At 70.8% G+C, this 21,465-nt stretch carries 24 protein-coding genes; 14 read left to right on the top strand and 10 right to left on the bottom strand.

The window, feature by feature from the left end:
• Positions 1 to 89: 89 nt before the first annotated feature.
• Positions 90 to 950: a dihydropteroate synthase gene (folP, locus tag ABZO29_RS16710; RefSeq protein WP_367320986.1), complete on the bottom strand. Its 861-nt coding sequence runs from the start codon at positions 948 to 950 to the stop codon at positions 90 to 92.
• Positions 951 to 1,095: 145 nt separating this feature from the next.
• Between folP and ABZO29_RS16705 the strand changes: the two genes are divergently transcribed.
• Complete coding sequence (locus ABZO29_RS16705; RefSeq protein ID WP_367326155.1) at positions 1,096 to 1,446, top strand: DivIVA domain-containing protein; 351 nt, start codon at positions 1,096 to 1,098, stop codon at positions 1,444 to 1,446.
• Positions 1,443 to 2,030 carry a DNA-3-methyladenine glycosylase I gene (locus ABZO29_RS16700; RefSeq protein ID WP_367320985.1) on the top strand — a complete coding sequence of 196 codons (588 nt, stop codon included), beginning with the start codon at positions 1,443 to 1,445 and terminating at the stop codon, positions 2,028 to 2,030. Before ABZO29_RS16705 ends, ABZO29_RS16700 begins: the two co-directional genes overlap by 4 nt.
• Before the next feature lies 1 nt (position 2,031).
• Here the strand turns inward: ABZO29_RS16700 and ABZO29_RS16695 are convergent, their stop codons facing one another.
• The gene (locus ABZO29_RS16695) at positions 2,032 to 2,835 is read right to left on the bottom strand and encodes an enoyl-CoA hydratase/isomerase family protein (RefSeq protein WP_367320984.1); all 804 of its coding nucleotides are present in this window, start codon (positions 2,833 to 2,835) and stop codon (positions 2,032 to 2,034) included.
• Between the two features lie 368 nt (positions 2,836 to 3,203).
• On the opposite strand from ABZO29_RS16695, the gene ABZO29_RS16690 reads away from it, so the two are divergent.
• Positions 3,204 to 3,371 carry a DUF3117 domain-containing protein gene (locus ABZO29_RS16690; protein ID WP_003966491.1) on the top strand — a complete coding sequence of 56 codons (168 nt, stop codon included), beginning with the start codon at positions 3,204 to 3,206 and terminating at the stop codon, positions 3,369 to 3,371.
• Positions 3,372 to 3,479: 108 nt separating this feature from the next.
• On the opposite strand, the gene ABZO29_RS16685 is transcribed toward ABZO29_RS16690, so the two are convergent.
• Positions 3,480 to 4,178, bottom strand: coding sequence for an O-methyltransferase (locus ABZO29_RS16685; RefSeq protein ID WP_367326154.1), 699 nt, complete (start codon positions 4,176 to 4,178; stop codon positions 3,480 to 3,482).
• Positions 4,179 to 4,413: 235 nt separating this feature from the next.
• Here ABZO29_RS16685 and sigE point away from each other — a divergent pair, with 235 nt between their 5' ends.
• The 5 genes from sigE to ABZO29_RS16660 all read left to right on the top strand — a co-directional run bounded on the left by sigE (position 4,414) and on the right by ABZO29_RS16660 (position 9,822).
• Positions 4,414 to 5,112, top strand: a complete 699-nt coding sequence (gene sigE, locus ABZO29_RS16680) for an RNA polymerase sigma factor SigE (RefSeq protein WP_367320983.1) — start codon at positions 4,414 to 4,416, stop codon at positions 5,110 to 5,112.
• A complete protein-coding gene (locus ABZO29_RS16675) occupies positions 5,109 to 6,101 on the top strand; it encodes a zf-HC2 domain-containing protein (RefSeq protein ID WP_367320982.1) in 993 nt (330 codons plus the stop codon). Before sigE ends, ABZO29_RS16675 begins: the two co-directional genes overlap by 4 nt.
• Before the next feature lie 92 nt (positions 6,102 to 6,193).
• Entirely contained in the window at positions 6,194 to 8,266 is a 2,073-nt protein-coding gene (locus tag ABZO29_RS16670; RefSeq protein WP_367320981.1) for a trypsin-like peptidase domain-containing protein, read from the top strand.
• 207 nt (positions 8,267 to 8,473) lie between these two features.
• Positions 8,474 to 8,914, top strand: a complete 441-nt coding sequence (locus tag ABZO29_RS16665) for a sec-independent translocase (protein ID WP_367320980.1) — start codon at positions 8,474 to 8,476, stop codon at positions 8,912 to 8,914.
• Between the two features lie 173 nt (positions 8,915 to 9,087).
• Positions 9,088 to 9,822: a hypothetical protein gene (locus ABZO29_RS16660; RefSeq protein WP_367320979.1), complete on the top strand. Its 735-nt coding sequence runs from the start codon at positions 9,088 to 9,090 to the stop codon at positions 9,820 to 9,822.
• A 61-nt stretch (positions 9,823 to 9,883) separates the two neighbouring features.
• Here the strand turns inward: ABZO29_RS16660 and ABZO29_RS16655 are convergent, their stop codons facing one another.
• The 3 genes from ABZO29_RS16655 to ABZO29_RS16645 are packed head-to-tail and all read right to left on the bottom strand — an operon-like array spanning position 9,884 to position 12,926.
• On the bottom strand, positions 9,884 to 11,017 hold the full coding sequence (locus ABZO29_RS16655; protein WP_367320978.1) for an Mrp/NBP35 family ATP-binding protein: 1,134 nt from the start codon (positions 11,015 to 11,017) through the stop codon (positions 9,884 to 9,886).
• A gap of 42 nt (positions 11,018 to 11,059) precedes the next feature.
• Complete coding sequence (locus tag ABZO29_RS16650; protein WP_367320977.1) at positions 11,060 to 11,653, bottom strand: DUF1003 domain-containing protein; 594 nt, start codon at positions 11,651 to 11,653, stop codon at positions 11,060 to 11,062.
• On the bottom strand, positions 11,643 to 12,926 hold the full coding sequence (locus ABZO29_RS16645) for a CBS domain-containing protein (RefSeq protein WP_367320976.1): 1,284 nt from the start codon (positions 12,924 to 12,926) through the stop codon (positions 11,643 to 11,645). The genes ABZO29_RS16650 and ABZO29_RS16645 overlap by 11 nt, the downstream gene beginning before the upstream one ends.
• A gap of 202 nt (positions 12,927 to 13,128) precedes the next feature.
• Between ABZO29_RS16645 and ABZO29_RS16640 the strand changes: the two genes are divergently transcribed.
• Positions 13,129 to 13,884: a hypothetical protein gene (locus tag ABZO29_RS16640; RefSeq protein ID WP_367320975.1), complete on the top strand. Its 756-nt coding sequence runs from the start codon at positions 13,129 to 13,131 to the stop codon at positions 13,882 to 13,884.
• Positions 13,885 to 13,932: 48 nt separating this feature from the next.
• Here ABZO29_RS16640 and ABZO29_RS16635 read toward each other — a convergent pair whose 3' ends face one another.
• Both ABZO29_RS16635 and ABZO29_RS16630 read right to left on the bottom strand, forming a co-directional pair.
• The gene (locus ABZO29_RS16635; RefSeq protein WP_367320974.1) at positions 13,933 to 14,451 is read right to left on the bottom strand and encodes a hypothetical protein; all 519 of its coding nucleotides are present in this window, start codon (positions 14,449 to 14,451) and stop codon (positions 13,933 to 13,935) included.
• Between the two features lie 32 nt (positions 14,452 to 14,483).
• The gene (locus ABZO29_RS16630; RefSeq protein WP_367320973.1) at positions 14,484 to 15,614 is read right to left on the bottom strand and encodes a magnesium and cobalt transport protein CorA; all 1,131 of its coding nucleotides are present in this window, start codon (positions 15,612 to 15,614) and stop codon (positions 14,484 to 14,486) included.
• 488 nt (positions 15,615 to 16,102) lie between these two features.
• Between ABZO29_RS16630 and ABZO29_RS16625 the strand changes: the two genes are divergently transcribed.
• The 4 genes from ABZO29_RS16625 (at position 16,103) to ABZO29_RS16610 (ending at position 19,164) form a co-directional block, all read left to right on the top strand.
• The gene (locus ABZO29_RS16625; protein WP_367320972.1) at positions 16,103 to 16,687 is read left to right on the top strand and encodes a suppressor of fused domain protein; all 585 of its coding nucleotides are present in this window, start codon (positions 16,103 to 16,105) and stop codon (positions 16,685 to 16,687) included.
• Between the two features lie 142 nt (positions 16,688 to 16,829).
• Complete coding sequence (locus ABZO29_RS16620) at positions 16,830 to 17,471, top strand: DUF6758 family protein (RefSeq protein ID WP_367320971.1); 642 nt, start codon at positions 16,830 to 16,832, stop codon at positions 17,469 to 17,471.
• A 175-nt stretch (positions 17,472 to 17,646) separates the two neighbouring features.
• Complete coding sequence (locus tag ABZO29_RS16615; RefSeq protein ID WP_367320970.1) at positions 17,647 to 18,504, top strand: PHP domain-containing protein; 858 nt, start codon at positions 17,647 to 17,649, stop codon at positions 18,502 to 18,504.
• A gap of 54 nt (positions 18,505 to 18,558) precedes the next feature.
• Positions 18,559 to 19,164 (top strand): MarC family protein, encoded by a 606-nt coding sequence (locus ABZO29_RS16610; RefSeq protein ID WP_367320969.1) that lies wholly within the window; start codon positions 18,559 to 18,561, stop codon positions 19,162 to 19,164.
• A 78-nt stretch (positions 19,165 to 19,242) separates the two neighbouring features.
• Here ABZO29_RS16610 and ABZO29_RS16605 read toward each other — a convergent pair whose 3' ends face one another.
• Positions 19,243 to 19,395: a hypothetical protein gene (locus ABZO29_RS16605; protein WP_367320968.1), complete on the bottom strand. Its 153-nt coding sequence runs from the start codon at positions 19,393 to 19,395 to the stop codon at positions 19,243 to 19,245.
• 216 nt (positions 19,396 to 19,611) lie between these two features.
• Here ABZO29_RS16605 and ABZO29_RS16600 point away from each other — a divergent pair, with 216 nt between their 5' ends.
• Positions 19,612 to 20,517 (top strand): NYN domain-containing protein, encoded by a 906-nt coding sequence (locus ABZO29_RS16600; protein ID WP_367326153.1) that lies wholly within the window; start codon positions 19,612 to 19,614, stop codon positions 20,515 to 20,517.
• Here the strand turns inward: ABZO29_RS16600 and ABZO29_RS16595 are convergent.
• Positions 20,514 to 21,440 (bottom strand): alpha/beta fold hydrolase, encoded by a 927-nt coding sequence (locus tag ABZO29_RS16595; RefSeq protein WP_367320967.1) that lies wholly within the window; start codon positions 21,438 to 21,440, stop codon positions 20,514 to 20,516. The genes ABZO29_RS16600 and ABZO29_RS16595 overlap by 4 nt on opposite strands.
• Between the last annotated feature and the right edge of the window lie 25 nt (positions 21,441 to 21,465).

Raw genomic sequence — 21,465 nt, 5'->3', positions numbered from 1 at the left:
GTCCGGCGGCTCATGCCACAGACACGGGGTGCCGACGCAGCAGGGGGCTCCGCTCGGGGCGGAGCCCCCTGGTACGGCGGGGAAACGCCCTATGCCAACCCACGCCGGGCCACCGCAGGTGGCCGGTGCCCCGCGATCGACGCCACCATGTCCAGCACCTGCCGCGTCTCGGCAACCTCGTGCACCCGATACACCTGAGCCCCCAACCACGCCGACACCGCAGTCGTCGCCAGCGTCCCCAGCACCCGCTCCTTCACCGGCTTGTCCAGCGTCTCCCCGACGAAGTCCTTGTTGGACAGCGACACGAGCACCGGCCAGCCCGTCTCCACCATCTCCCCCAGCCGCCGCGTCGCCTCGAGACTGTGCCGCGTGTTCTTCCCGAAGTCGTGCCCGGGGTCGATCAGGACCGACTCCCTCGGCACCCCCAGCCCCACCGCCCGCTGGGCCAGCCCCACGGTCACCCGCAGAATGTCGGCCATGACGTCGTCGTACGTCACCCGGTGCGGACGGGTCCGCGGCCGTGCGCCCCCCGCGTGCGTGCACACCAGCCCCACCCCGTACCGCGCGGCGACCTCCGCGAGCCCCGGGTCCACCCCGCCCCACGCGTCGTTCAGCAGATCCGCCCCCGCCTCGCAGACCGCCACCCCGACCTCGGCCCGCCAGGTGTCCACGCTGATGACGACATCCGGGAAACGCCGCCGCACCTCCGCCACGAACCCCACGGTCCGCCGCGCCTCCTCCTCGGCCGTCACCTCTTCCCCCGGCCCGGCCTTGACCCCGCCGATGTCGATGATGGCGGCGCCCTCGGCCACCGCCTGCTCCACGCGCGCGAGGGCGGGCTCGTCGCGGAACGTGGCCCCCCTGTCGTAGAAGGAGTCCGGGGTCCGGTTCACGATCGCCATGATCACCGGCTCGTGCGCCTCGAACTCGCGCCTGCCCAGCCTGAGCATCCCCTGTGACCTCTCCTAGTACGTCCCCGTCTTCGGCCGCCTGCGACCCTAACTGTCAGAGTCGCATGGCACGATCGGACGCACACACATTGAGCTCCGGCGCACAGAGCGCCGGCACGGAGCGTGGGGACCCTCAGCGATGGTTATGTTCTTGTTCCTGGTCGTCGCGCTCGCCGTCGTGGTCGCCGCGGTGACCCTCGCCGTGGTGGGCGGCGGCGAGGGCACCGGCCCGCTGCCGGAGGCGGCGCCGCAGCGGCTGCAGGACCCCCTGCCGCCGGACCGGCCGGTCAACCGCGCGGACATCGACCAGCTGCGCTTCCCCCTCGCCGTCCGCGGCTACCGCATGGCGGAGGTGGACGACGCGCTCGGCCGCCTCGCCGCCGAACTCGCCGAGCGCGACGCCCGCATCGCCGACCTGGAGTCCGCCCTGGCCGGCGCCCAGGCCGCCGCGTCCCATGTGTCGATGGAGAAACCCGCCCGGGGGGACGATCAGTGAGCGACGGCACGGCCATCGCCGGTCCGGACGGCGCCCTGCGCTGCCCCTGGGCCCTGTCCACCGAGGACTACGTGGCGTACCACGACGACGAGTGGGGCCGTCCGGTCCACGGCGACGACGCGCTGTACGAACGCCTCAGCCTGGAGGCGTTCCAGTCCGGCCTGTCCTGGATCACGATCCTGCGCCGCCGTCCCGGCTTCCGCGCGGCCTTCGCCGGCTTCGAGATCGCCAAGGTCGCGGTGTTCACCGACGCCGACCGCGACCGCCTCCTCGCCGACCCGGGCATCATCCGCAACCGCGCCAAGATCGACGCGACGCTCGCCAACGCGCGTGTGCTGGCCGAGTGGACGCCGGGCGAGCTGGACGACCTGATCTGGTCCCACGCCCCCGACCCGGCCACCCGCCCGGCCCCGCAAACCCTCTCCGACGTGCCCGCGGTCACCCCCGAGTCGACGGCCCTGTCCAAGGCCCTGAAGAAACGGGGGCTGCGCTTCGTCGGTCCGACGACGGCGTACGCGCTGATGCAGGCGTGCGGCCTGGTGGACGATCACCTGGAGACATGCGTGGCCAGAAGCGCCCCGTGACTCACCGCCCCAGGTACTTCGGCTTCTCCTTGTTCACGAAGGCCTGCACCGCGATGGCGTGATCCTCCGACGACCCCGCCCGCGTCTGCAGCTCGTCCTCCTTCTCCAGCGTCTCCGCCAGCGAGTGGGAGAACCCGTACGCCATGGCCTCCTTGAGCGCCGCGTACGCCACCGTCGGCCCCTGGGCCAGCTCGCGCGCGACCTTCTCGGCCTCCGCCCGCAGCTCCGCCGTGGGGACGAGGCGATTGGCGATCCCCAGCTCGTACGCCTCCTGGGCCTTGATGCTGCGCGGGAAGAGCAGCAGGTCGGCGGCCCGCCCGGGGCCGACGACCCGCGGCAGGGTCCACGAGACACCCGAGTCGGCGGTGAGCGCGACGCCCGCGAACGACGTGTTGAAGGCGGCCGTGTCCGCCACGACCCGGTAGTCCGCGGCCAGCGCGAAGCCGAAACCGGCTCCGGCCGCCACCCCGTTCACGCCGGCGACCACGGGCTTCGCCATCTCCGTCAGGGCGCGCACGATCGGGTTGTAGTGCTCCCGCACCGTGCTCATGGTCTGGCCGGAGCCGGTCTCGCGGTCGGCGGCCAGCAGACCGATGTGCTCCTTCAGGTCCTGCCCCACGCAGAACGCCCGGTCACCGGCCGCGGTCAGCAGCACCGCCCGCACGGCGGCGTCCTCCGCCGCGGAGCGCACGGCCTCCCGGAGGGCGACCTTGGCCGCGACGTTCAGCGCGTTCATCGCCTCGGGGCGGTTCAGCGTGATCGTCGCGAGCCCGTCGCTCACCTCGTAGAGCACGGTGTCGGCCATGGTGTAACCCCTCCTGATTGGTACGACCGGTCAGTACGTCCTGTGTCCGAGGACAGCATGGCGGAGATCGCCGTCGGCGGCCCGGACCGGACGTGTGACCTGCGTCAAAGAATCCGGGAGGGTTTTCGGACGGCAGAAGTCGGTGCGGACGCGCAGTATCGCAGTCACATCGCCGAATTGAGTGGTTTTGCTCGCGCGCGTTGCCCAAGCGATGCCGACTGATGTTGGTCATCGGGTCCTGAGATGCGGGATAATGGCTTGGAAGCAATGTGTTCGATGCCGGTGTCGCGTGTCCCGCGCTGGATCGCGCGTGCCCTTCATGGGCCGTCGGCTTTGACGATGAGCTGGTTTCAGGAAGGGGAACGAGCATGGCGGCCATGAAGCCGCGGACGGGCGATGGCCCGCTCGAGGTGACCAAGGAGGGGCGGGGCATCGTCATGCGCGTTCCGCTCGAAGGCGGCGGTCGGCTCGTCGTCGAGCTGACCCCTGACGAGGCCGATGCCCTCGGTGACGCCCTCAAAAAGGTCGTCGGCTGACGCGCAAGCGACCATACCCTTTCAGCCGCCCCGGCATCGTATTCGGTGCCGGGGCGGTTGTTTTCCCCGGGAAACGACACCGTTGTACCGCCTGTGGACGGTGATCCGTCACCGCTTGACCGCGCACAGCAGCCCGTCACCCACGGGCAGCAGCGACGGCACCAGCTCCTGGCTCTCGCGCACCGCCCGCAGCAGCTCCCGTATGCGTATGACCTCCGTGGGCTGCGGGCCGGAGTCGATCGTGCGGCCGTTCGCGAAGACGCCCTCGAAGACCACCAGCCCCCCGGGACGCAGCAGGCGCAACGATTCAGCGAGGTAGTCCATGACCTCCAGGCGGTCGCCGTCGCAGAAGACGAGGTCGTAACCGGCGTCCGCGAGGCGGGGCAGGACGTCGAGCGCGCGGCCCGGGATGAAACGGGCGCGGTTGCTGGCGAAGCCGGAGGCGCGGAAGGCCTGCCGGGCGAACTGCTGGTGTTCGGGTTCGGGATCGACGGTGGTCAGCACGCCGTCGGGGCGCATTCCGTGCAGAAGGTGGATGCCGGAGACGCCGGTGCCGGTGCCGATCTCCGCGACCGCCTTCGCACCCACGGTGGCGGCCAGCAACCGCAGTGCGGCGCCCGTGCTGGGCGACACCGAGCGAAGCCCTGCCTCACGGGCCCGGTCGCGGGCCCAGCGCAGCGCTTCGTCCTCGGCGACATAGGCGTCGGCGAACGCCCAGCTCGTCTGCCGGTTGCCGGTAATGACCCTCTCCTGTCCCCGTGGTTGCCTCGGCGTGACTGTATCCGTTGCCGCCGGGAACCCGCAGATGGGACCGGGCGTTTATAGGGGTGGCAGACGGAACGGGGGGACACAGTTGGATCACGACGAAGGACGGGACGCCGATCAAGTGCTGACGCAGGCGCATGAGCCGTATCAGCCCAGATCAATTTCTCGTAAAACCGCTTATGGGGAGCTAACGGGCGAGGTGGCTATGGTAGGGGCTCCACTGGACACCACCAGAGCTGACAGGGGAGGTGCGGCTGCGCCTGAGGACCGGGGAGGAGTGCTTCGGCGCTTCCTCGGATCGGCGGGCAGGCCGAAATCCGTGAACGACACCGCTGACCACGGCCACGCCGCCGACTTCGCCACGACCGCGACCTTCTCCACCGACGCGGACGGGCAGGCGTGGACTCCGCCCAGCTGGGAGGAGATCGTCAGCATGCACAGCGGCCGGGTCTACCGGCTGGCGTACCGCCTCACCGGCAACCAGCACGATGCCGAGGACCTCACGCAGGAGGTCTTCGTCCGGGTGTTCCGCTCCCTGTCGACGTACACCCCGGGCACCTTCGAGGGCTGGCTGCACCGCATCACCACCAACCTGTTCCTCGACATGGTCCGCCGCAAGCAGCGCATCCGCTTCGACGCCCTCGGTGAGGACGCGGCCGAGCGGCTGCCCAGCCGCGAGCCCAACCCGCAGCAGGTCTTCAACGACGCGCACTTCGACGCGGACGTCCAGCAGGCGCTCGACACCCTCGCGCCCGAGTTCCGCGCCGCGGTCGTCCTGTGCGACATCGAGGGACTGTCGTACGAGGAGATCGCCGCGACCCTCGGCGTCAAGCTGGGCACGGTCCGTTCCCGGATCCACCGTGGCCGCTCGCAGCTGCGCAAGGCCCTCGCGCACCGCTCGCCGGAGGCCCGCGCCGAGCGCCGCTCCTTCGTGGCCCGCGTTCCCGCTCTGGGGGGAGGGAGCGCGTCCGCGTGACTGGATCACGGAACAACCCCGCCGAGCGGCTCCTGGCCGAACAGCATCTGGGAGACCGACTCTCCGCCCTGGTGGACGGAGAGCTCGGTCATGACACGCGTGAGCGCGTGCTGGCGCACGTGGCGACCTGCCCGAAGTGCAAGGCGGAGGTCGACGCACAGCGCCGGTTGAAGAACGTCTTCGCCGAGGTCGCACCGCCGGCCCCCTCCGAGAGCTTCCTGGCCCGCCTCCAGGGGCTGCCCGGGGGAGGTGACGCCGACAGCGGTTCACCGCTGGACGGGGGAGGATTCGGCGGACTCTCCGGACGGCCCGGAGCCACCGGAGTCTTCGGTGTGAAGCGGGGCGAGCCGTTCGAGTTCGGCTATGTGCCGTCCCGCGACCACGGTTCCGTCCTGTCTCCCCCGCCCTCCTCGGGCAGCGGATTCCGTGTCCACCCCGTCGGGCGGAACGACGCGGAGCGTTCGCGCGGGATGCGGTTCGCGTTCGTGGCCGCAGGTGCGGTGTCGCTGGCGGCGATCGCGCTGGGCGGCATGACCACGGGCAGCCCGGTCGAGACGGCCGCGGACGGACGTGGCGGCTCCGGAGCCGGCAGCAATGTGACCCCGGCGCGTACGCAAGGGGCCGGGTCGTCGACGGCACCCGAGACCCAACGCCGCCGTGGCGTGGGCCCGTTGTTCGCGCAGGGCGGCCAGGAGTCGCCAGGTTCCGCTTCGGTCGCCCCGACCGAGGTGTCCGCGCCGCTGCTGCCCGGAGTACCGCTGTCGGCCCAGGTCTCGGACGAGCAGGTGCTGCACAGTCTCACCGCTCCCGTGCTGGCCGGTGCGGCCGTGATGTCCCCGCTGATACGTCCGCTCACCTCGGCCCGGCCGATCTCCCTGACCTCGTGGCCGACGGCTCCCGAGGTCACGGCTCCCGGACTGCTCGCCGCACCCGTCCCCGACACGACCTCCTCTCCGTCCCCTTCTTCCTCCTCCCACCACTCCCGCTGACCCGGCCTCCGCGTGGTGTCCTGTGAACCTGGTTGAATCCAGGTGGATCGCGCGCTCGCGTCTGCCGGACAGGCCCTAGCTGTGGGGGGAGCATGAACGAGGGGAAGCCCACGAAGGCGAAATGGTGGAGCCGACCCCGGCCGCAGGAGCCCGCGGGGGAGACGGGGGACGAGGTGATACTGGGCTCGGGTGAGGACGAGCGTGCGGCGGTGGATGCGCCCGGCGGTGCTGCTCATGGTGACCGGGCCGACGGTGACTTCGAGTTGGCGAAGCCCGCGGGGAACCGGGGCGGCGACGCAGCTGCCGGGGCCGGGGCCGGTGCCGCTGCCGACGACGGGGACTATGAGCTGAGCCTGCCCTCGCCCGGAACGAGCAGCGGCGCGGAGGGCGTTGCCGGCAGTGAGGGCGACTTCGAGTGGGAAGCGCCCCTCGCCGCGTCCGGTGTCGACTCCGCCCCGCAGCAGGCACCCGCGGAAGAGCGCCCCAAGCCTCTGCACGACCCCGATCCCTACAGCACGCCGCCGTACGGCAAGCCCGGCCCCTGGGCCCCCGCCCCGCCGGTACAGCACCCGGCGGCAACGCCCGCGCCCTGTACGGCGACAGCGGCACCGGTACCTGAGACTCCCGCCCCGCCCGCGCCGGACGGCCGGGCCTTTGCGGCCCCTCTTCCAGCCGTAGGCCCGGACCCGGCCATGTCCGTGCCCGCCCCGGCACCGACGGCGCCGGCGACGGGCCAGGTCCCGGCACCGACGGCGCCGGCGACGGGCCAGGTCCCGGCGGCTTCCGCCTTTGCCGCGGACCGCGCCCCGGCGCCCACCGACCCGGCTGCAGGTCCCGTTCCGGCGGCCCCCACGCCCTACGGCGTCACCCCGTCCCCGGGCAGCCCGGTGCCCACGGCCTCCGTGCCCGGCACCCCCGCCGCCCACGGCCCCACCCTCGCTGACCCCGATGCCGCCCACGCCGGCCCATGGCACCGCTACGACCCCTGGGCCGCGGCCCCCTTCCCCGGTGGCCCCCTCCAGCAGAACGGGGCCGCCGTCCCGAGTCGGCAGCAGCGCCGTGGGCGGGCCAGGAAAGCCCTCGTCGGTGCGGCCGTCCTGCTGGCTGTCGTGTCGGGAGGCGTCGGCGGTGTCGTGGGCGCCCAACTGGAGCGCAACGGCGGGATCGGGGAGGTGGAGCTGCCGCAGGCGGCCGCGGAGCCCACCGGGCGGGCGCCCGACAGTGTGGCCGGGATCGCCGCCAGCGCCCTGCCCAGCGTCGTCACCCTGCATGTCGACGGCAGCGCGGAGTCGGGCACCGGCACCGGGTTCGTGCTCGACTCACGCGGCCACATCCTCACCAACAACCACGTCGTGGAGCCCGCCGGAGCCGACGGCGGGATAACCGTCGTCTTCAACGGCGGGGAGACCGCCAAGGCCGAGGTCGTCGGCCGCGACAGCGGATACGACCTCGCCGTCGTCAAGGTCAGCGGCGTGAGCGGACTCAAGCCCCTGCCACTGGGCAACTCCGACAACGTCCAGGTCGGCGACCCCGTCGTCGCCATCGGCGCCCCCTTCGACCTCGAGGGGACCGTCACCTCCGGCATCATCAGCGCCAAGGAGCGGCCCATCACGGCGGGCGGCGAGAGCGACGGGAGCGATGTGTCGTACGTGGACGCGCTGCAGACCGACGCGCCCATCAACCCCGGCAACTCCGGCGGCCCTCTCCTCGACTCCAAGGCGCGCGTCATCGGCATCAACTCCGCCATACGGTCCGCCGACGACGGCTCCGACTCCGGCGGCCAGGCCGGCTCCATCGGCCTGGGCTTCGCCATCCCCATCAACCAGGGCAAGCGCGTCGCCGAGGAGCTGATCAACACCGGCAGGGCGACCCACCCGGTCATCGGTATCACCCTCGACATGGACTACACCGGCGACGGTGCCCGGGTCGGCACGAAGGGCGGCGACGGCGGTCCCTCGGTCACCGTGGGCGGTCCCGGCGACCAGGCCGGCATCAAGGCGGGCGACGTGATCACCGAGGTCGACGGCCAGCGCATCCACTCCGGCGACGAACTCATCGTCAAGACCCGGGCCCACCGCCCCGGCGACCACCTGGAGCTGACCATCGAGCGCAACGGCACGGAGCGGACCGTCTCGCTGGTGCTCGGCGCCTCGGACGGGGACTGACAGGAACCTCACAGATGAGGGTCCATGCCCTGCCCCGCAAGGCAAACAACAGGGAAAGCGCTCGCCCACACGCATTCCGGGGCCACGGGACAGTACCGGTCGGGCAGTTTCGCCGGGTACCGTGGATGCGGCCCGGACCACGGAAGACCCGCACAGACCCGCAGACCACCGAGGGCCGAGGACCGAGGACATCGCAAGGAGCTTCAGGTGTTCAATGACATAGGACCGCTCGAGCTGATCACGCTCGTTGTCCTTGCCGTGCTCGTCTTCGGTCCGGACAAGCTTCCGAAGGTCATTCAGGACGTGATGCGCACGGTCCGGAAGATCCGTGAGTTCTCGGAGAGCGCCAAGCAGGACATCCGGCAGGAACTCGGCCCGGAGTTCAAGGACTTCGAGTTCGAGGACCTCAACCCCAAGACGTTCATCCGCAAGCAGCTGGACAACGACGACCTGGGGCTCAAGGAGATCCGCAACGGCTTCGACCTGAAGAAGGAGATGGCCGAGGTCACGGACGCCGTCCAGGGCCGTGACCCGGAGTCCTCCTCCTCGTCCTCCTCCGGTTCGTCCGGCGGCCGCGTCGACATGAGCAAGAAGCCCGACGACTCCGGCCGGGACGACCGCCCGCCCTTCGACGCGGACGCCACCTGAGCGGCGTACACGCACCGCGGAGGCGCATGTCAGAGGAGCGCGCCCCGGTGGTACGTGACGCGTCTCATACTGCACAGCCCTCTCGTACGGCCTGATTCCGACGCCCGGAGCGCCTGACGCACCGGGCGCTTTCCCTGCTGCTCGGAGCGGGGTGGCTATGCTGCCGAGTTGTTGTGCGGACCGGACGAGGACGCCCGAAGGGGGGCGGGCCGCTTCGGTCCGACGAGAGCGAGGAGGCGTCCGGGCACATGGAGACGACGAGTCGGGGAGTCGCGCAGGCGCCGGCCGCGGAGAGTGGACAGCAGTTCCCCTCCGCCCGGCGCACGGTCGACGGCTACCTGCTGGCGCCCTTCCCGTGGTACGGCCTCGACGAGGCCTTCACGGGGCCGCGCTGGCTGATGCAGGTCGGTACGGCGGCCGACGGGGCCGTGGAACACGGATCGATCGGGCACGGTGAGGAGCCCTCCGTACGCAACGAGGCGACCGCCGACGAGCGGGAGAAGTTCGCGGTCGTGGTGACCGTCGCGGCGAATCCCGTGCGGCGCAGTGCGGACGGTACGGGGCTGATGGAGGCGACGACCGTGTCGTCGGCCGCCTGGCTGGCGGGTGTGGGGCTGCTGTCGTTCACATGGCCCGGGCAGATGGACCACTCCCTGCGGGACGACTGGCTGGAGCAGCAGACGGAGACGGCCTGGGTACTGGCCGATGATCTGTCCGGCCCCGACTGGTCCACGCTCTCCCTGCCTGTGGACGGCGTTCCCACGCCGTTCCACTACCGGGAGTCCGAGTTCGGCTGGGTACTCGCCGGCTCGACTCAGGAGGGGGTGCACCTGGGGGCGTACGGGAGAGGCATGAGCGCGTACGGTCTCGGCTTCGCCATGATCAAGGACATCGCTGCGTACGCCTGATCGGGGATACGACAACGGGGGCGCCGTCTTCGGAGGACGGCGCCCCCGTTCTCGTACGAAGTCAGAACTTGTTGCGCGGTGTGATCCCCAGCGACAGTCCCGCCAGACCCCGCTGGCGTCCCCCCAGCTTCCCCGCGATCGCCCGCAGGGCGGAACCCGCCGGGGAGTCCGGGTCGGTCAGGACCACCGGCCTGCCCTCGTCGCCGCCCTCGCGGAGGCGGACGTCGATGGGGATGCTGCCGAGGACCGGGACGGTCGTACCGGTCGTGCGCGTCAGGCCGTCCGCCACCTGCTGGCCGCCGCCCGTGCCGAAGACGTCGACCATCTCGTCGCAGTGGGGGCAGGGGAGACCGGACATGTTCTCCACGACGCCCACGATCTTCTGGTGGGTCTGGACCGCGATGGAACCGGCCCGCTCGGCCACCTCCGCCGCCGCCTGCTGCGGGGTCGTGACGACCAGGATCTCCGCGTTCGGGACCAGCTGGGCCACGGAGATGGCGATGTCGCCCGTGCCCGGGGGCAGGTCGAGGAGCAGGACGTCGAGGTCGCCCCACCACACGTCCGCCAGGAACTGCTGCAGCGCGCGGTGGAGCATCGGCCCGCGCCAGACGACCGGGGCGTTGCCCGGGGTGAACATGCCGATCGAGATGACCTTCACGCCGTTCGCCTGCGGCGGCATGATCATGTTCTCGACCTGGGTCGGGCGGCCGTCCACCGCCAGCATGCGCGGCACGCTGTGGCCGTAGATGTCGGCGTCGACGACACCGACCTTCAGGCCGTCCGCCGCCATCGCCGCCGCCAGGTTCACCGTCACCGAGGACTTGCCGACGCCGCCCTTGCCGGAGGCGACCGCGTACACCCGGGTGAGGCTGCCCGGCTTGGCGAAGGGGACCTCGCGCTCGGCCTGGCCGCCGCGCAGGGCGGTCGCCAGCTCCTTGCGCTGCTCGTCGCTCATGACGTCCAGCGAGACCTCGACCCGGGTGACGCCCTCGACCCGGGAGACCGCGTCCGTGACGCGCTGCGTGATGGTCTCGCGCATCGGGCAGCCGGAGACCGTCAGGTACACGGTGACCGCGACCGCTCCGTCCGCGCCGATCTCCACCGATTTGACCATCCCGAGCTCGGTGATGGGGCGGTTGATCTCGGGGTCGTTCACCGTCGCCAGTGCTTCGCGCACCGCGTCTTCCGTAGCCATAAGACGATGGTACGGGGCAGTGCGGGGCCCCCGGAAAGCCCGTCAGCGGTCGTCTACGTCACGTCCGTGCGACCGTTCCGCCGGGAATACGACATGGCCGTCCCGCCTGTGCTCCAGCTCCTTGACGAAGTCCTGCAGCTCGGAGCGGATCCAGTCGCGCGTCGCGACCTCCCCGAGGCCGATCCGCAGGGCGGCGATCTCGCGGGTCAGGTACTCGGTGTCCGCGATGGACCGCTCGTTCTGCTTGCGGTCCTGTTCGAGGTTGACCCGGTCGCGGTCGTCCTGCCTGTTCTGCGCGAGCAGGATCAGCGGGGCGGCGTAGGAGGCCTGCAGGGACAGCGCCAGCGTCAGGAAGATGAACGGGTAGTTGTCGAAGCGCAGGTCACGCGGCGCGAAGATGTTCCACAGCACCCACGCGATGATGACGACCGTCATCCCGACGAGGAACCGCCCCGTGCCGATGAAGCGGGCGATCCGCTCCGAAAGGCGTCCGAAGGCCTCCGGGTCCCATTCCGGCAGGATCCGGCGGCGCGGCGGGCGCGGCTGGTCCAGGCGGGCGCGCGGACGGGTGGTCGCGGTGGCCCCGGCGGGGGTGCGCTCGCGGTGCTCGACGCGTGCTTCGCGCTCAGGAGCCATGGGGAGCCACCTCCTCGTCCAGGTGGAACTCCGTCTCCCGCCAGTCCTCCGGAAGCATGTGGTCGAGCACGTCGTCCACCGTCACCGCGCCCAGCAGCGACCCCGCCTCGTCGACGACGGGCGCCGCGACCATGTCGTACGTCGCGAAGAACCCGGCGACGACGGGCAGCGCCGCGTCCGGGGCGAGGGCCTGCAGGTCGTCGTCGACGACCGCGCTGACCAGCGTGTACGGCGGTTCGCGCAGCAGGCGCTGGAAATGCACCGTGCCGAGGTACTTGCCGGTGGGGGTCTCGTCGGGCGGGCGGCAGACGTAGACCTGGGCGGCGAGGGCGGGGGACAGATCGGGGTTGCGGACACGGGCGAGGGCGTCGGCGACGGTCGCGTCGGGCCGGAGCACGATCGGCTCGGTTGTCATCAGACCGCCGGCGGTGTGCTCCTCGTACGACATCAGGCGCCGCATGTCGGCCGCGTCGGCCGGCTGCATCAGGCTCAGCAGCCGCTCCTTGTCGGCCTCGGGGAGTTCGGAGAGCAGGTCGGCCGCGTCGTCCGGGTCCATGGCCTCCAGGACGTCGGCGGCACGTTCCTCCTGCAGCTTGCCGAGGATCTCGATCTGGTCGTCCTCCGGGAGCTCCTCCAGTACGTCGGCGAGGCGTTCGTCGTCGAGGGCGGCGGCGACCTCGGCGCGGCGCTTGGCGGAGAGGTGGTGCAGGACGTTCGCCAGGTCGGCGGGACGCAGCTGTTCGAAGGTGGCCAGCAGGCTCTCGGCGCCCTGTCCGTGCTCCTCCAGGGAGAAGCCGGTCACGGCGGACCACTCGACGGTCAGGGTCTCGCCCTTGCTGCGGCGGAACGCGCCGCCCTTCTTCCCCTTCCGCACGAACACCCGGTCGATCTCCCAGTCCCGGCGGGCGGGCAGTTGCTGCACCGAAACGTCGAGCACGGTGACCTCCTCGCCGGTCTCGACGAGGATGACGCGCCGGTCCAGCAGCTCTCCGAAGACGAGGCGTTCGGTGGGGCGCTGCTCGAAGCGGCGGACGTTGAGGACGCCGGTGGTGATGACCTGTCCGGACTCGATGCTGGTCACCCGGGTCATGGGCAGGAAGATACGGCGCCGGGTGGAGAGTTCGACGACCAGTCCGAGAATTCTCGGCGGCCGCCGCCCGACGCGCAGCATGACGACCAGATCGCGCACGCGGCCCACCTGGTCGCCGTTCGGGTCGAAGACGGCGACGGCGGCGAGGTGCGAGACGAAGATCCGGGGTGCGCCAGCTGCCATGGCTGTGCTTCCTTCTCGTGCCGCGAGTTTCGTGCTGAGCATCTTTTCCGAATTGCCCGCCCGAGTCGGCTTCAGGCTAGCCCGTCCCGATCGGATGTGCGCTGGTGGGCTGTCCGGACGGACCGGCTCCGCCTGCGCTCTCCGGTCCCGGTACGCTGCCGTACGCCGTTTTGGACCCCCGTGCAGAGAGGCAGCCCCACCTGTGACTGCGATTCCCCAGGGCCGTACCCGCCGGGCCGCACTGGTGAGCGCGATCTGCGCACTGGTCGTGACGGGGACGGGGCTCACGGGGTGCAGTTCGGACCCGGACGAGGGCACCAACGGGATCGGGAAGCTGCCGCCGGCGGAGATCCAGTCGAAGACCCGCGCCGCCGCCGAGACCGCCGCGGCGGTGCGGCTGGCCGGGAGCGTGGTCGCCGGCGGGAAGACGTACAAGCTCGACATGCGCCTGAAGGCCGGCGGCGGCAGCGGCTCGGTCACCGCGGAGGGCGCGACCTTCCAGCTGCTGCGGGTCGGCGAGCAGTTGTATCTGAAGGCCGACGCGGAGTTCTGGAGCCACGAGAACGACGGCAAGGGCGGCGCCGGCTCCGACACGGCCGCCGCGGACAAGCTCGACGGCAAGTACGTGAAGGTGCCCAAGGGGGATCCCTCGTACCAGAGGTTCAGCGGCTTCACGGACAAGGACGTCCTCCTCGAAGGTCTGCTCACCCTGCACGGCGACCTGGCGACCGACGGCCACCACGAGCAGGCGGGCATCCGCACGATCCGCATCACCGGCGACGAGGGCTCCGGCGGCACGCTGGACGTCTCCCTGGAGGGCAAGCCCTACCCGCTCCGCCTGGAGCGCGCGGGCGGCGCGGGGACACTGAGCTTCTCGGCCTGGGAGAAGGACTTCTCCCTCAAGGAGCCGGCGAAGGGCGAGACCGTGGACTACGGGAAACAGCTGCCGACGACGTGAGCCCCAGGTGTGCTCGCCGGACAGGTTGGTGACGCGCCATCCGACTCGTCACCGGCGACGCTTGCGCTTCTTCATCAGCAACCGCGGAAGTCCCGCGGGGATCGGCTGTCGCGTTGTGGCGGGCGTCGGCAGGGGCGCCTCGGCGAGGGAGCCCTCGGGCAGCGGGAGGGTCGCACCCGTCGGCTCCAGGCGGAGCACCCGGCACTCGCGCGCCCACCGCTCCGTCATCGCCTCGCCGTCCGGGGCGTTCAGCCGCTTGCCCTTGAGCTCGGCGACCGCCGCCTCCCACGCCTCGGAGCCAGCCGTCAGCTCCACTACCTTCGCGGTCCAGGAGACCAGCCGGCCCCCCTTGTCCTTGCTGCGCACGGTGACCTCGGCGAAGGCCCCGTCGGCCAGCCCCGGCAGCGGTTGCTCCCCGGGCCCGTCGCCGACCAGGCACGCCGCGCCCTCGTGCCACACGTGCCACAGCGCACGGGCGGACGGGACGTCGGCACCCCGGACCCAGACGAGGCCGGACTTCTTCGTGGCCTCCTCGACGAGGGCCTGGTCGAGCAGCTCATCAGTCATGGCAGAAGACTAACGACGGCACGCGGGCGCCCTCACAGCCAGCCGTTGCGCTTCAGCGTGCGGTGGATGCCCAGGCAGATGACCCCGGTGATCATCGTGATCACCGGGTACCCGTACCGCCAGTGCAGCTCCGGCATGTGCTCGAAGTTCATGCCGTACACACCGCACACCATCGTCGGTACGGCGATGATCGCGGCCCATGACGTGATCTTCCGCATGTCCTCGTTCTGCGCCACGGACGCCTGCGCGAGGTTGGCCTGGAGGATCGAGTTGAGCAGCTCGTCGAAGCCGATGACCTGTTCCTGGACGCGGGCGAGGTGGTCGGCGACGTCCCGGAAGTACTTCTGGATGTCGGGGTCGACCAGCCGCATCGGACGCTCGCTCAGCAGCTGCATGGGGCGCAGCAGCGGAGAGACGGCCCGCTTGAACTCCAGCACCTCGCGCTTGAGTTGGTAGATACGGCCCGCGTCCGTGCCGCGCGGCGTGCCCTTGCGGCCCGGCGAGAACACCTCCGTCTCCACCTCGTCGATGTCGTCCTGCACCGCGTCCGCGACCGCGATGTAGCCGTCGACCACGTGGTCGGCGATCGCGTGCAGCACGGCCGAGGGGCCCTTGGCGAGCAGCTCGGGGTCGTCCTGCAGCCGGTGCCTGAGGGCCCGCAGGGAACCCTGCCCGCCGTGCCGGACGGTGATGAAGAAGTCCCGCCCGGTGAAGCACATGACCTCGCCGGTCTCGACGACCTCGCTGTTGGCGGTGAGGCGGTCGTGCTCGACGTAGTGGATGGTCTTGAAGACGGTGAAGAGGGAGTCGTCGTAGCGCTCCAGCTTCGGGCGCTGGTGCGCCTGCACCGCGTCCTCCACGGCCAGCGGGTGCAGCCCGAACTCGCTGGCGATACCGGCGAATTCGGCCTCGGTCGGCTCGTGCAGGCCGATCCACACGAACCCGCCGTCGCGCCGCACGTGGCGCATCGCCTCGTGCGGGCTCAGCGGCTTGTCGGTGTGGACGCGGGCGCCGTCGCGGTACACGGCGCAGTCGACGACGGCCGACGGCGTCCCCGGGTCGCGGGTGGTGTCGTACGCGCCGGTGTCCATGCGCAGACCGCTCTTGCGCAGCGAGGGACGGGACGGGCGGACGACGGCGCGCAGGTCGCGGATCATCGACATGGCAGGCTCCTTCGCATCGGGCAACGAAAGGCCGCTGCGACGGGTGGAACTACCCGGAATGAGGACGTCCTGACTGCGGATGTTTGGCACGTCCACAAAGCGGGGAGCACCGCACCGTCGCGGGGGCGAGGTTCGCTGCGATACAGCTATCGATCCGACGGCGACATCGCTGCTGGATCAGATCAGACAGATCAGGCAAAACGAAACGAAGTGCTCTTCCGTACGAAGACGCGAGCGTGAAAGGCGGCGGTCAGCCAGGACCGGATCAGCTACCTCAGTGGTCGGAAGAGCGAGTGGTACTGCACGGTCGACTTCGATCCATGACAGCCCCACCTCCTCCAGCCGGTCCCCCGTAGGGGAGTCTCACGGCGTCGGGACTCGATCGCGACGCTTCTGCGTGCTGCCCCGAACCACCGGGCAAGAGTATCAGCCGACTGAAGTGTCAAGGCGTTGCTTTGCCCGGTGCTGACGAGTTCTATGCTCGCGGCATGGCTGATGTTCTTCCTTTGGTGGAGGCCCGTTTGCGCACCGCGCTGGGCGAACCGGACGCCCGGGCCGCGGTCACCTTCCTCGGCACGGACCGCATCGAGGTGCTCCGGTTCCAGGAGGGGGACGTCGTCCGCTACGCCACGCTCGGCATGTCCGCCCAGCCCATGACGGACCCCACGGCGATGCTCGCGGATCCGGTCCAGGGCCCGCGCGCCGAACTGGTCCTGTCCGTCCGCGCAGGCCTCGCCGACACCGACAAGGTGCTCCGCCCGCTCGCCGTACTCGCCGCGTCTCCGCAGGTCGAAGGCGTGGTCGTGGCGCCGGGTGCCTCGCTCGACGTGGGGGATCCGCTGTGGCCCGGAGCCCCCTTCACCTCCGTCCTGGTCGCCGAGCCGGGCGGTCTGGTCGAGGACCTGGAACTCGACGCGCCCCTCGACCCCGTACGGTTCCTGCCGCTGCTCCCCATGACCGCGAACGAGGCCGCCTGGAAGCGCGTGCACGGCGCCCAGGCGCTCCAGGAGCGGTGGCTGACGAACGGCACGGACCTTCGCGATCCGTCCCGCACGTCCGTCCCGCTGGAGTGAGCAAGCTCACCAACCCGTGGCCGAAAACCGTCAGTTGGCCCTCCGCCGTACCTGCGGCGGCGGTGTGCTCGCACCTGCCTGTTCCGTCCGGACGGGTGATCGTCCTTGACGTGGGCGGGCCGGGGTAGGACCGTGGGGCCCTATGAGGGGCGAACCCAGTTGCCCGAAGTGTGGTGGCCGGGTCAGGGCTCCCGGACTCTTCGCCGATTCCTGGCAGTGCGATGTGCACGGGACCGTGTATCCGGTGCAGCCCGTGATCCCGCCCAGCGTAGATGCCCTCAACGTCGTGGTGCATCGCACGCAGGTGCCCGTGTGGATGCCGTGGCCCCTGCCGATCGGCTGGCTGTTCACGGGCGTGGCCTGTGCCGGTGACGACCGCAGCGGCGGTCGCGCCTCCGCGGTGGCCTGTTCGGGGCCCGGCCCGCTCGGCGGGATGGGCGAGCTGATCCTGGTGGCCGAGGAGTTGGGCGTCGGCCTCGGCGCGCGGTACGCGGGCATCGACGGCCCCGACCCGGGGCCGTACATGAACGTCGAGAAGCCGCCCCAGGCCAAGGTTCTGGCCGCCGGCCGCCCGACTCCGCTCTGGCATGTCTTCCGTACACCGGACGACCGTGCCGTGTTCGCGGGCGAGGCGCTCGGGATGTGGCTGTGGGCGGTCATCTGGCCCGAACAGTCGGGTCTGTTGATGTACGACGAGCTCGTACTGACCGATTTGCGGGACGCGGGCGCCGAGGTGGAGCTGGTGCCGTGCGGGGCGCTGTCGCCACGGCTGCTGAAACCGTAGGGGCGGCCAGGGCCGTGGCGGGGCGCGAACGGCGGGTGCAGAGGGGCAGGGTTCATAGGGTGTACGGGGGCAGGGTGTAAAGGGCGTACCGCCGCTGCGGGTGTGACAGGGGGTCCGGAAATCCGGTTATCCTTGGGTGTCCCCTTCCGTCCCGTCACCGCTTGGAGTCCGCGTCGTGCGCATCGATCTGCACTGCCACTCCACGGCTTCCGACGGTACGGACACCCCGGCTGAGCTGGTGCGCAAAGCAGCGGCGGCCGGTCTGGACGTCGTCGCGCTGACCGACCACGACACCACCCGCGGACACGCCGAGGCGATCGCCGCGCTGCCGGAGGGGCTCACGCTCGTCACCGGCGCCGAGCTGTCCTGCCGCGTCGAGGGCATCAGCATGCACATGCTGGCCTACCTCTTCGACCCGGAGGAGCCCGCGCTGCTCGCCGAGCGCGAGCTGGTGCGCGACGACCGGGTGCCGCGGGCCCGGGGCATGATCGCCAAGCTCAACGAGCTGGGTGTTCCGGTGACCTGGGAGCAGGTCTCCCGGATCGCCGGCGACGGCTCCGTGGGCCGTCCGCACGTCGCCACCGCGCTGGTCGAGCTCGGAGTCGTCCCGACCGTGAGCGACGCGTTCACGAAGCAGTGGCTGGCCGACGGGGGCCGGGCCTTCGTGGAGAAGCACGAGACCGACCCCTTCGAAGCGATCCGCCTGGTCAAGGGCGCGGGCGGTGTCGCCGTCTTCGCCCACCCGGGCGCGAGCAAGCGCGGCCGTACGGTGCCGGAGTCCGCGATCGCCGAGATGGCGGCCGCCGGCCTCGACGGCATCGAGGTCGACCACATGGACCACGACCCGGACACCCGGGTGCGGTTGCGTGGGCTCGCCGCCGATCTGGGGCTCCTCGTCACGGGTTCCTCGGACTACCACGGCAGCCGCAAGACCGTCTCGCTCGGCGAGTACACGACGGATCCCGAGGTCTACGGGGAGATCACACGGCGGGCCTTCGGGGCGTTTCCGGTGCCGGGGGCCGGCGGGGCCTGAGGCTCACCCCCGCACGCCCACGTTCACCCTCTTTCCCGCAAGGCCTGTTCACCCATGTTCGACCTCGCCGTGTTCGGCTCCCTCTTCCTCACCCTCTTCGTCATCATGGATCCCCCCGGAATCACCCCGATCTTCCTCGCGCTGACCGCCGGACGTCCCGGCAAGGTGCAGCGGCGGATGGCGTTCCAGGCCGTCTGCGTGGCCGGCGGTGTCATCGCCGTGTTCGGGCTGCTGGGGCATCAGATCCTCGACTACTTGCACGTGTCGGTGCCCGCGCTGATGATCGCGGGCGGGCTGCTGCTCCTGCTGATCGCCCTGGACCTGCTCACCGGCAAGACGGACGAGCCGAAGCAGACCAAGGACGTCAACGTCGCCCTGGTACCGCTCGGGATGCCGCTGCTGGCCGGGCCGGGCGCGATCGTCTCGGTCATCCTCGCCGTGCAGAAGGCCGACAGTGTCGCCACGCAGGTGTCGGTGTGGGTGGCGATCCTTGCCATCCATGTCGTGCTGTGGGTGGTCATGCGGTACTCGCTGCTGATCATCCGGGTCATCAAGGACGGCGGCGTGGTCCTGGTGACCCGGCTCGCGGGCATGATGCTCTCCGCGATCGCCGTGCAGCAGATCATCAACGGGGTCGCCCAGGTGATCCAGGGCTCCTGAGTGCCCCGGGACGCGCAGAGCCCCGTACGGCGTCGGTGCCGTACGGGGCTCTGGAGTCTGTGGCGAGCTGCCCGCGTGTTACGAGGTCGTGCTCTCGGCCGGGCGGATCCAGAGTCGCTGGCCTATGGCGGCGGCCTGCTGAACGATCCGGTTGACGGAGGCGGCGTCCACGACGGTGCTGTCCACGGGCGTGCCGTCGACGTCGTCGAGTCGCATGATTTCGAAGCGCATGGCTTCTCCCTTCGTCTGGTCATCCTCCTGAGGAGAACTACTGAGTGGATGGCCACGGGGCGGTCGTGCCCCCTGTTCCGTTCAGAGTCAACGCGCTGCGTGTTACAGACATTCCCTACGCTAAGGAAATTTTTCGAACGTCTAACTACTGACGCGTAAAAGCCTGCACGGAGACTGATTGGGACCGGTTGTGTTCGCAGCGTGACCGCCGGGACAATGGAGGCGATGAACGACGACCTCGCGGCCCTGAGCGCCCGCATCGACCGCACGAACGAGCTGCTGCAACGCATGCTCGCCGAGGTGGCCAAGACACCCTCGACTCACGCGATCTTCGTCGACGCCGGGTATCTGTACGCGGCCGCGGGACGCCTGATCGCCGGCACCGAGGACCGCCGTGCCTTCGACCTGGACGCCGAGGGCCTGATCGAGGCGCTCATCGACAAGGCCCGCACGATCTTCGCGGACAGCCGGCTGCTGCGGGTCTACTGGTACGACGGCGCGAGACGCCGCATCCACACCGCCGAGCAGCAGTCCATCGCCGAACTGCCGGACGTGAAGGTCCGCCTGGGCAATCTGAACGCCAACAACCAGCAGAAGGGCGTCGACTCCCTCATCCGGTCCGACCTGGAGTCCCTGGCCAGACACCGGGCGATCAGCGACGCGGCGCTGCTGGGCGGCGACGAGGACCTGGTGTCGGCGGTCGAGGCGGCACAGGGGTACGGGGCCCGGGTGCACCTGTGGGGCATCGAGGCCCCCGAGGGCCGCAACCAGGCGGAGCCGCTGCTGTGGGAGGTGGACAGCCAGCGCACCCTCGACCTCGAGTTCTTCAAGCCGTACGTGTCACGGCGCACCGCTCCGGCCTACGAGGTGTCGGCGTCGGCCCGGCCCGCACGTGAGGACGTGCGTTTCGTCGGCGCCCAGATCGCCGCGAAGTGGCTTGCGGCGAGGGGCCGGGAGGCGCTGGTGGAGCTGCTGCCGGGCCACCCCTACCTGCCCGGCTCCGTCGACCAGGACCTGCTGGTGGAGGCGGAGGGCATGCTGCAGTACTCCCTGCGCGGCCAGGCGGACCTGAGACGGGCGCTGCGGGACGGCTTCTGGGAGCACTTGCAGACGCAGTACTAGACGGTGTACTGCCGGGTGTCTTCCGGGCCGTTCCTCTTCTGGCCGTCTTCGTGGAGCCTGTCCCAGTAGTGGGCGAGGGCGTGGGCCGTGGGGAGGGGCTGGTCCAGGTTCGGCGAGTGCTCGGCGCCGGGGACGACCGTCCGGTGCGCGCGCAGTCGTACGGCCATGTCGTCGAGGACGGTCACCGGCCAGGTGTCGTCGCGGGCGCCCGACAGGACGTGGAACGGGAGTGCCACGGCGGCGAGTTCGGCGACACGGTTCGGCTCGATGCACAACTGGCGGCCCGTGGCGATGAGTTGGGCGGGCTTGTGGCCCAGCCAGCGGTGGCGCAGCTGTTCCAGGGTGCCGAAGCCGCGGGCGGGGCCGCCCACTTCCTCGGGCGGGCCCATGGCCAGGATGGCCTCCCACACCTCGGGCATCGTCATCACCGCGAGCGCGTCGTGCAGCAGTTTCACGCGCTGCCGCTGGGAGTCGGAGATCTGGGCGGGGCCCGAGGCGAGGAGGGTCAGCGAGCGGAAGGGGGAGTGGTCGAGGAGGACGGCGGCGCGGGCGATCTGGCCGCCGAGGGAGTGCCCGACGAGGTGCACGGGCGTGTCGAGGGCGGCCGCCTGCGCGAGGACGTCCAGCGCCAACTCGCCCTGCGAGTACACAGATTCGTCGTCAGCGGGGCCGTCCGACTCGTACTGGCCCCGCCCGTCCACGGCGATGGTCCGGTATCCGCGCGCGGCCAGTGGCTCGTGCAGCAGATGGAAGTCCTCCTTGCTGCCGGTGAACCCCGGCAGCAGCATCGCGACGCCCCTCGGCGCGACATCGGGGGCCGCGGGCGTGTCGACGACGGCGAACTCACCGCGGGCGGTGCGCAGAGCGTAGGCGCGAGCGCCGGGGGGCGGAGTGGGCGGCACGGAGGGGGTGGGCGTGGTCACGGGGTGAGGCTAGCGGGTGCCGGGC

The sequence above is a fragment of the Streptomyces sp. HUAS ZL42 genome, assembly GCF_040782645.1.
GTDB lineage: Bacteria > Actinomycetota > Actinomycetes > Streptomycetales > Streptomycetaceae > Streptomyces.
Note: the sequence above shows the minus strand (reverse complement) of the source record. Positions and strands in the feature narration are given on the sequence as shown.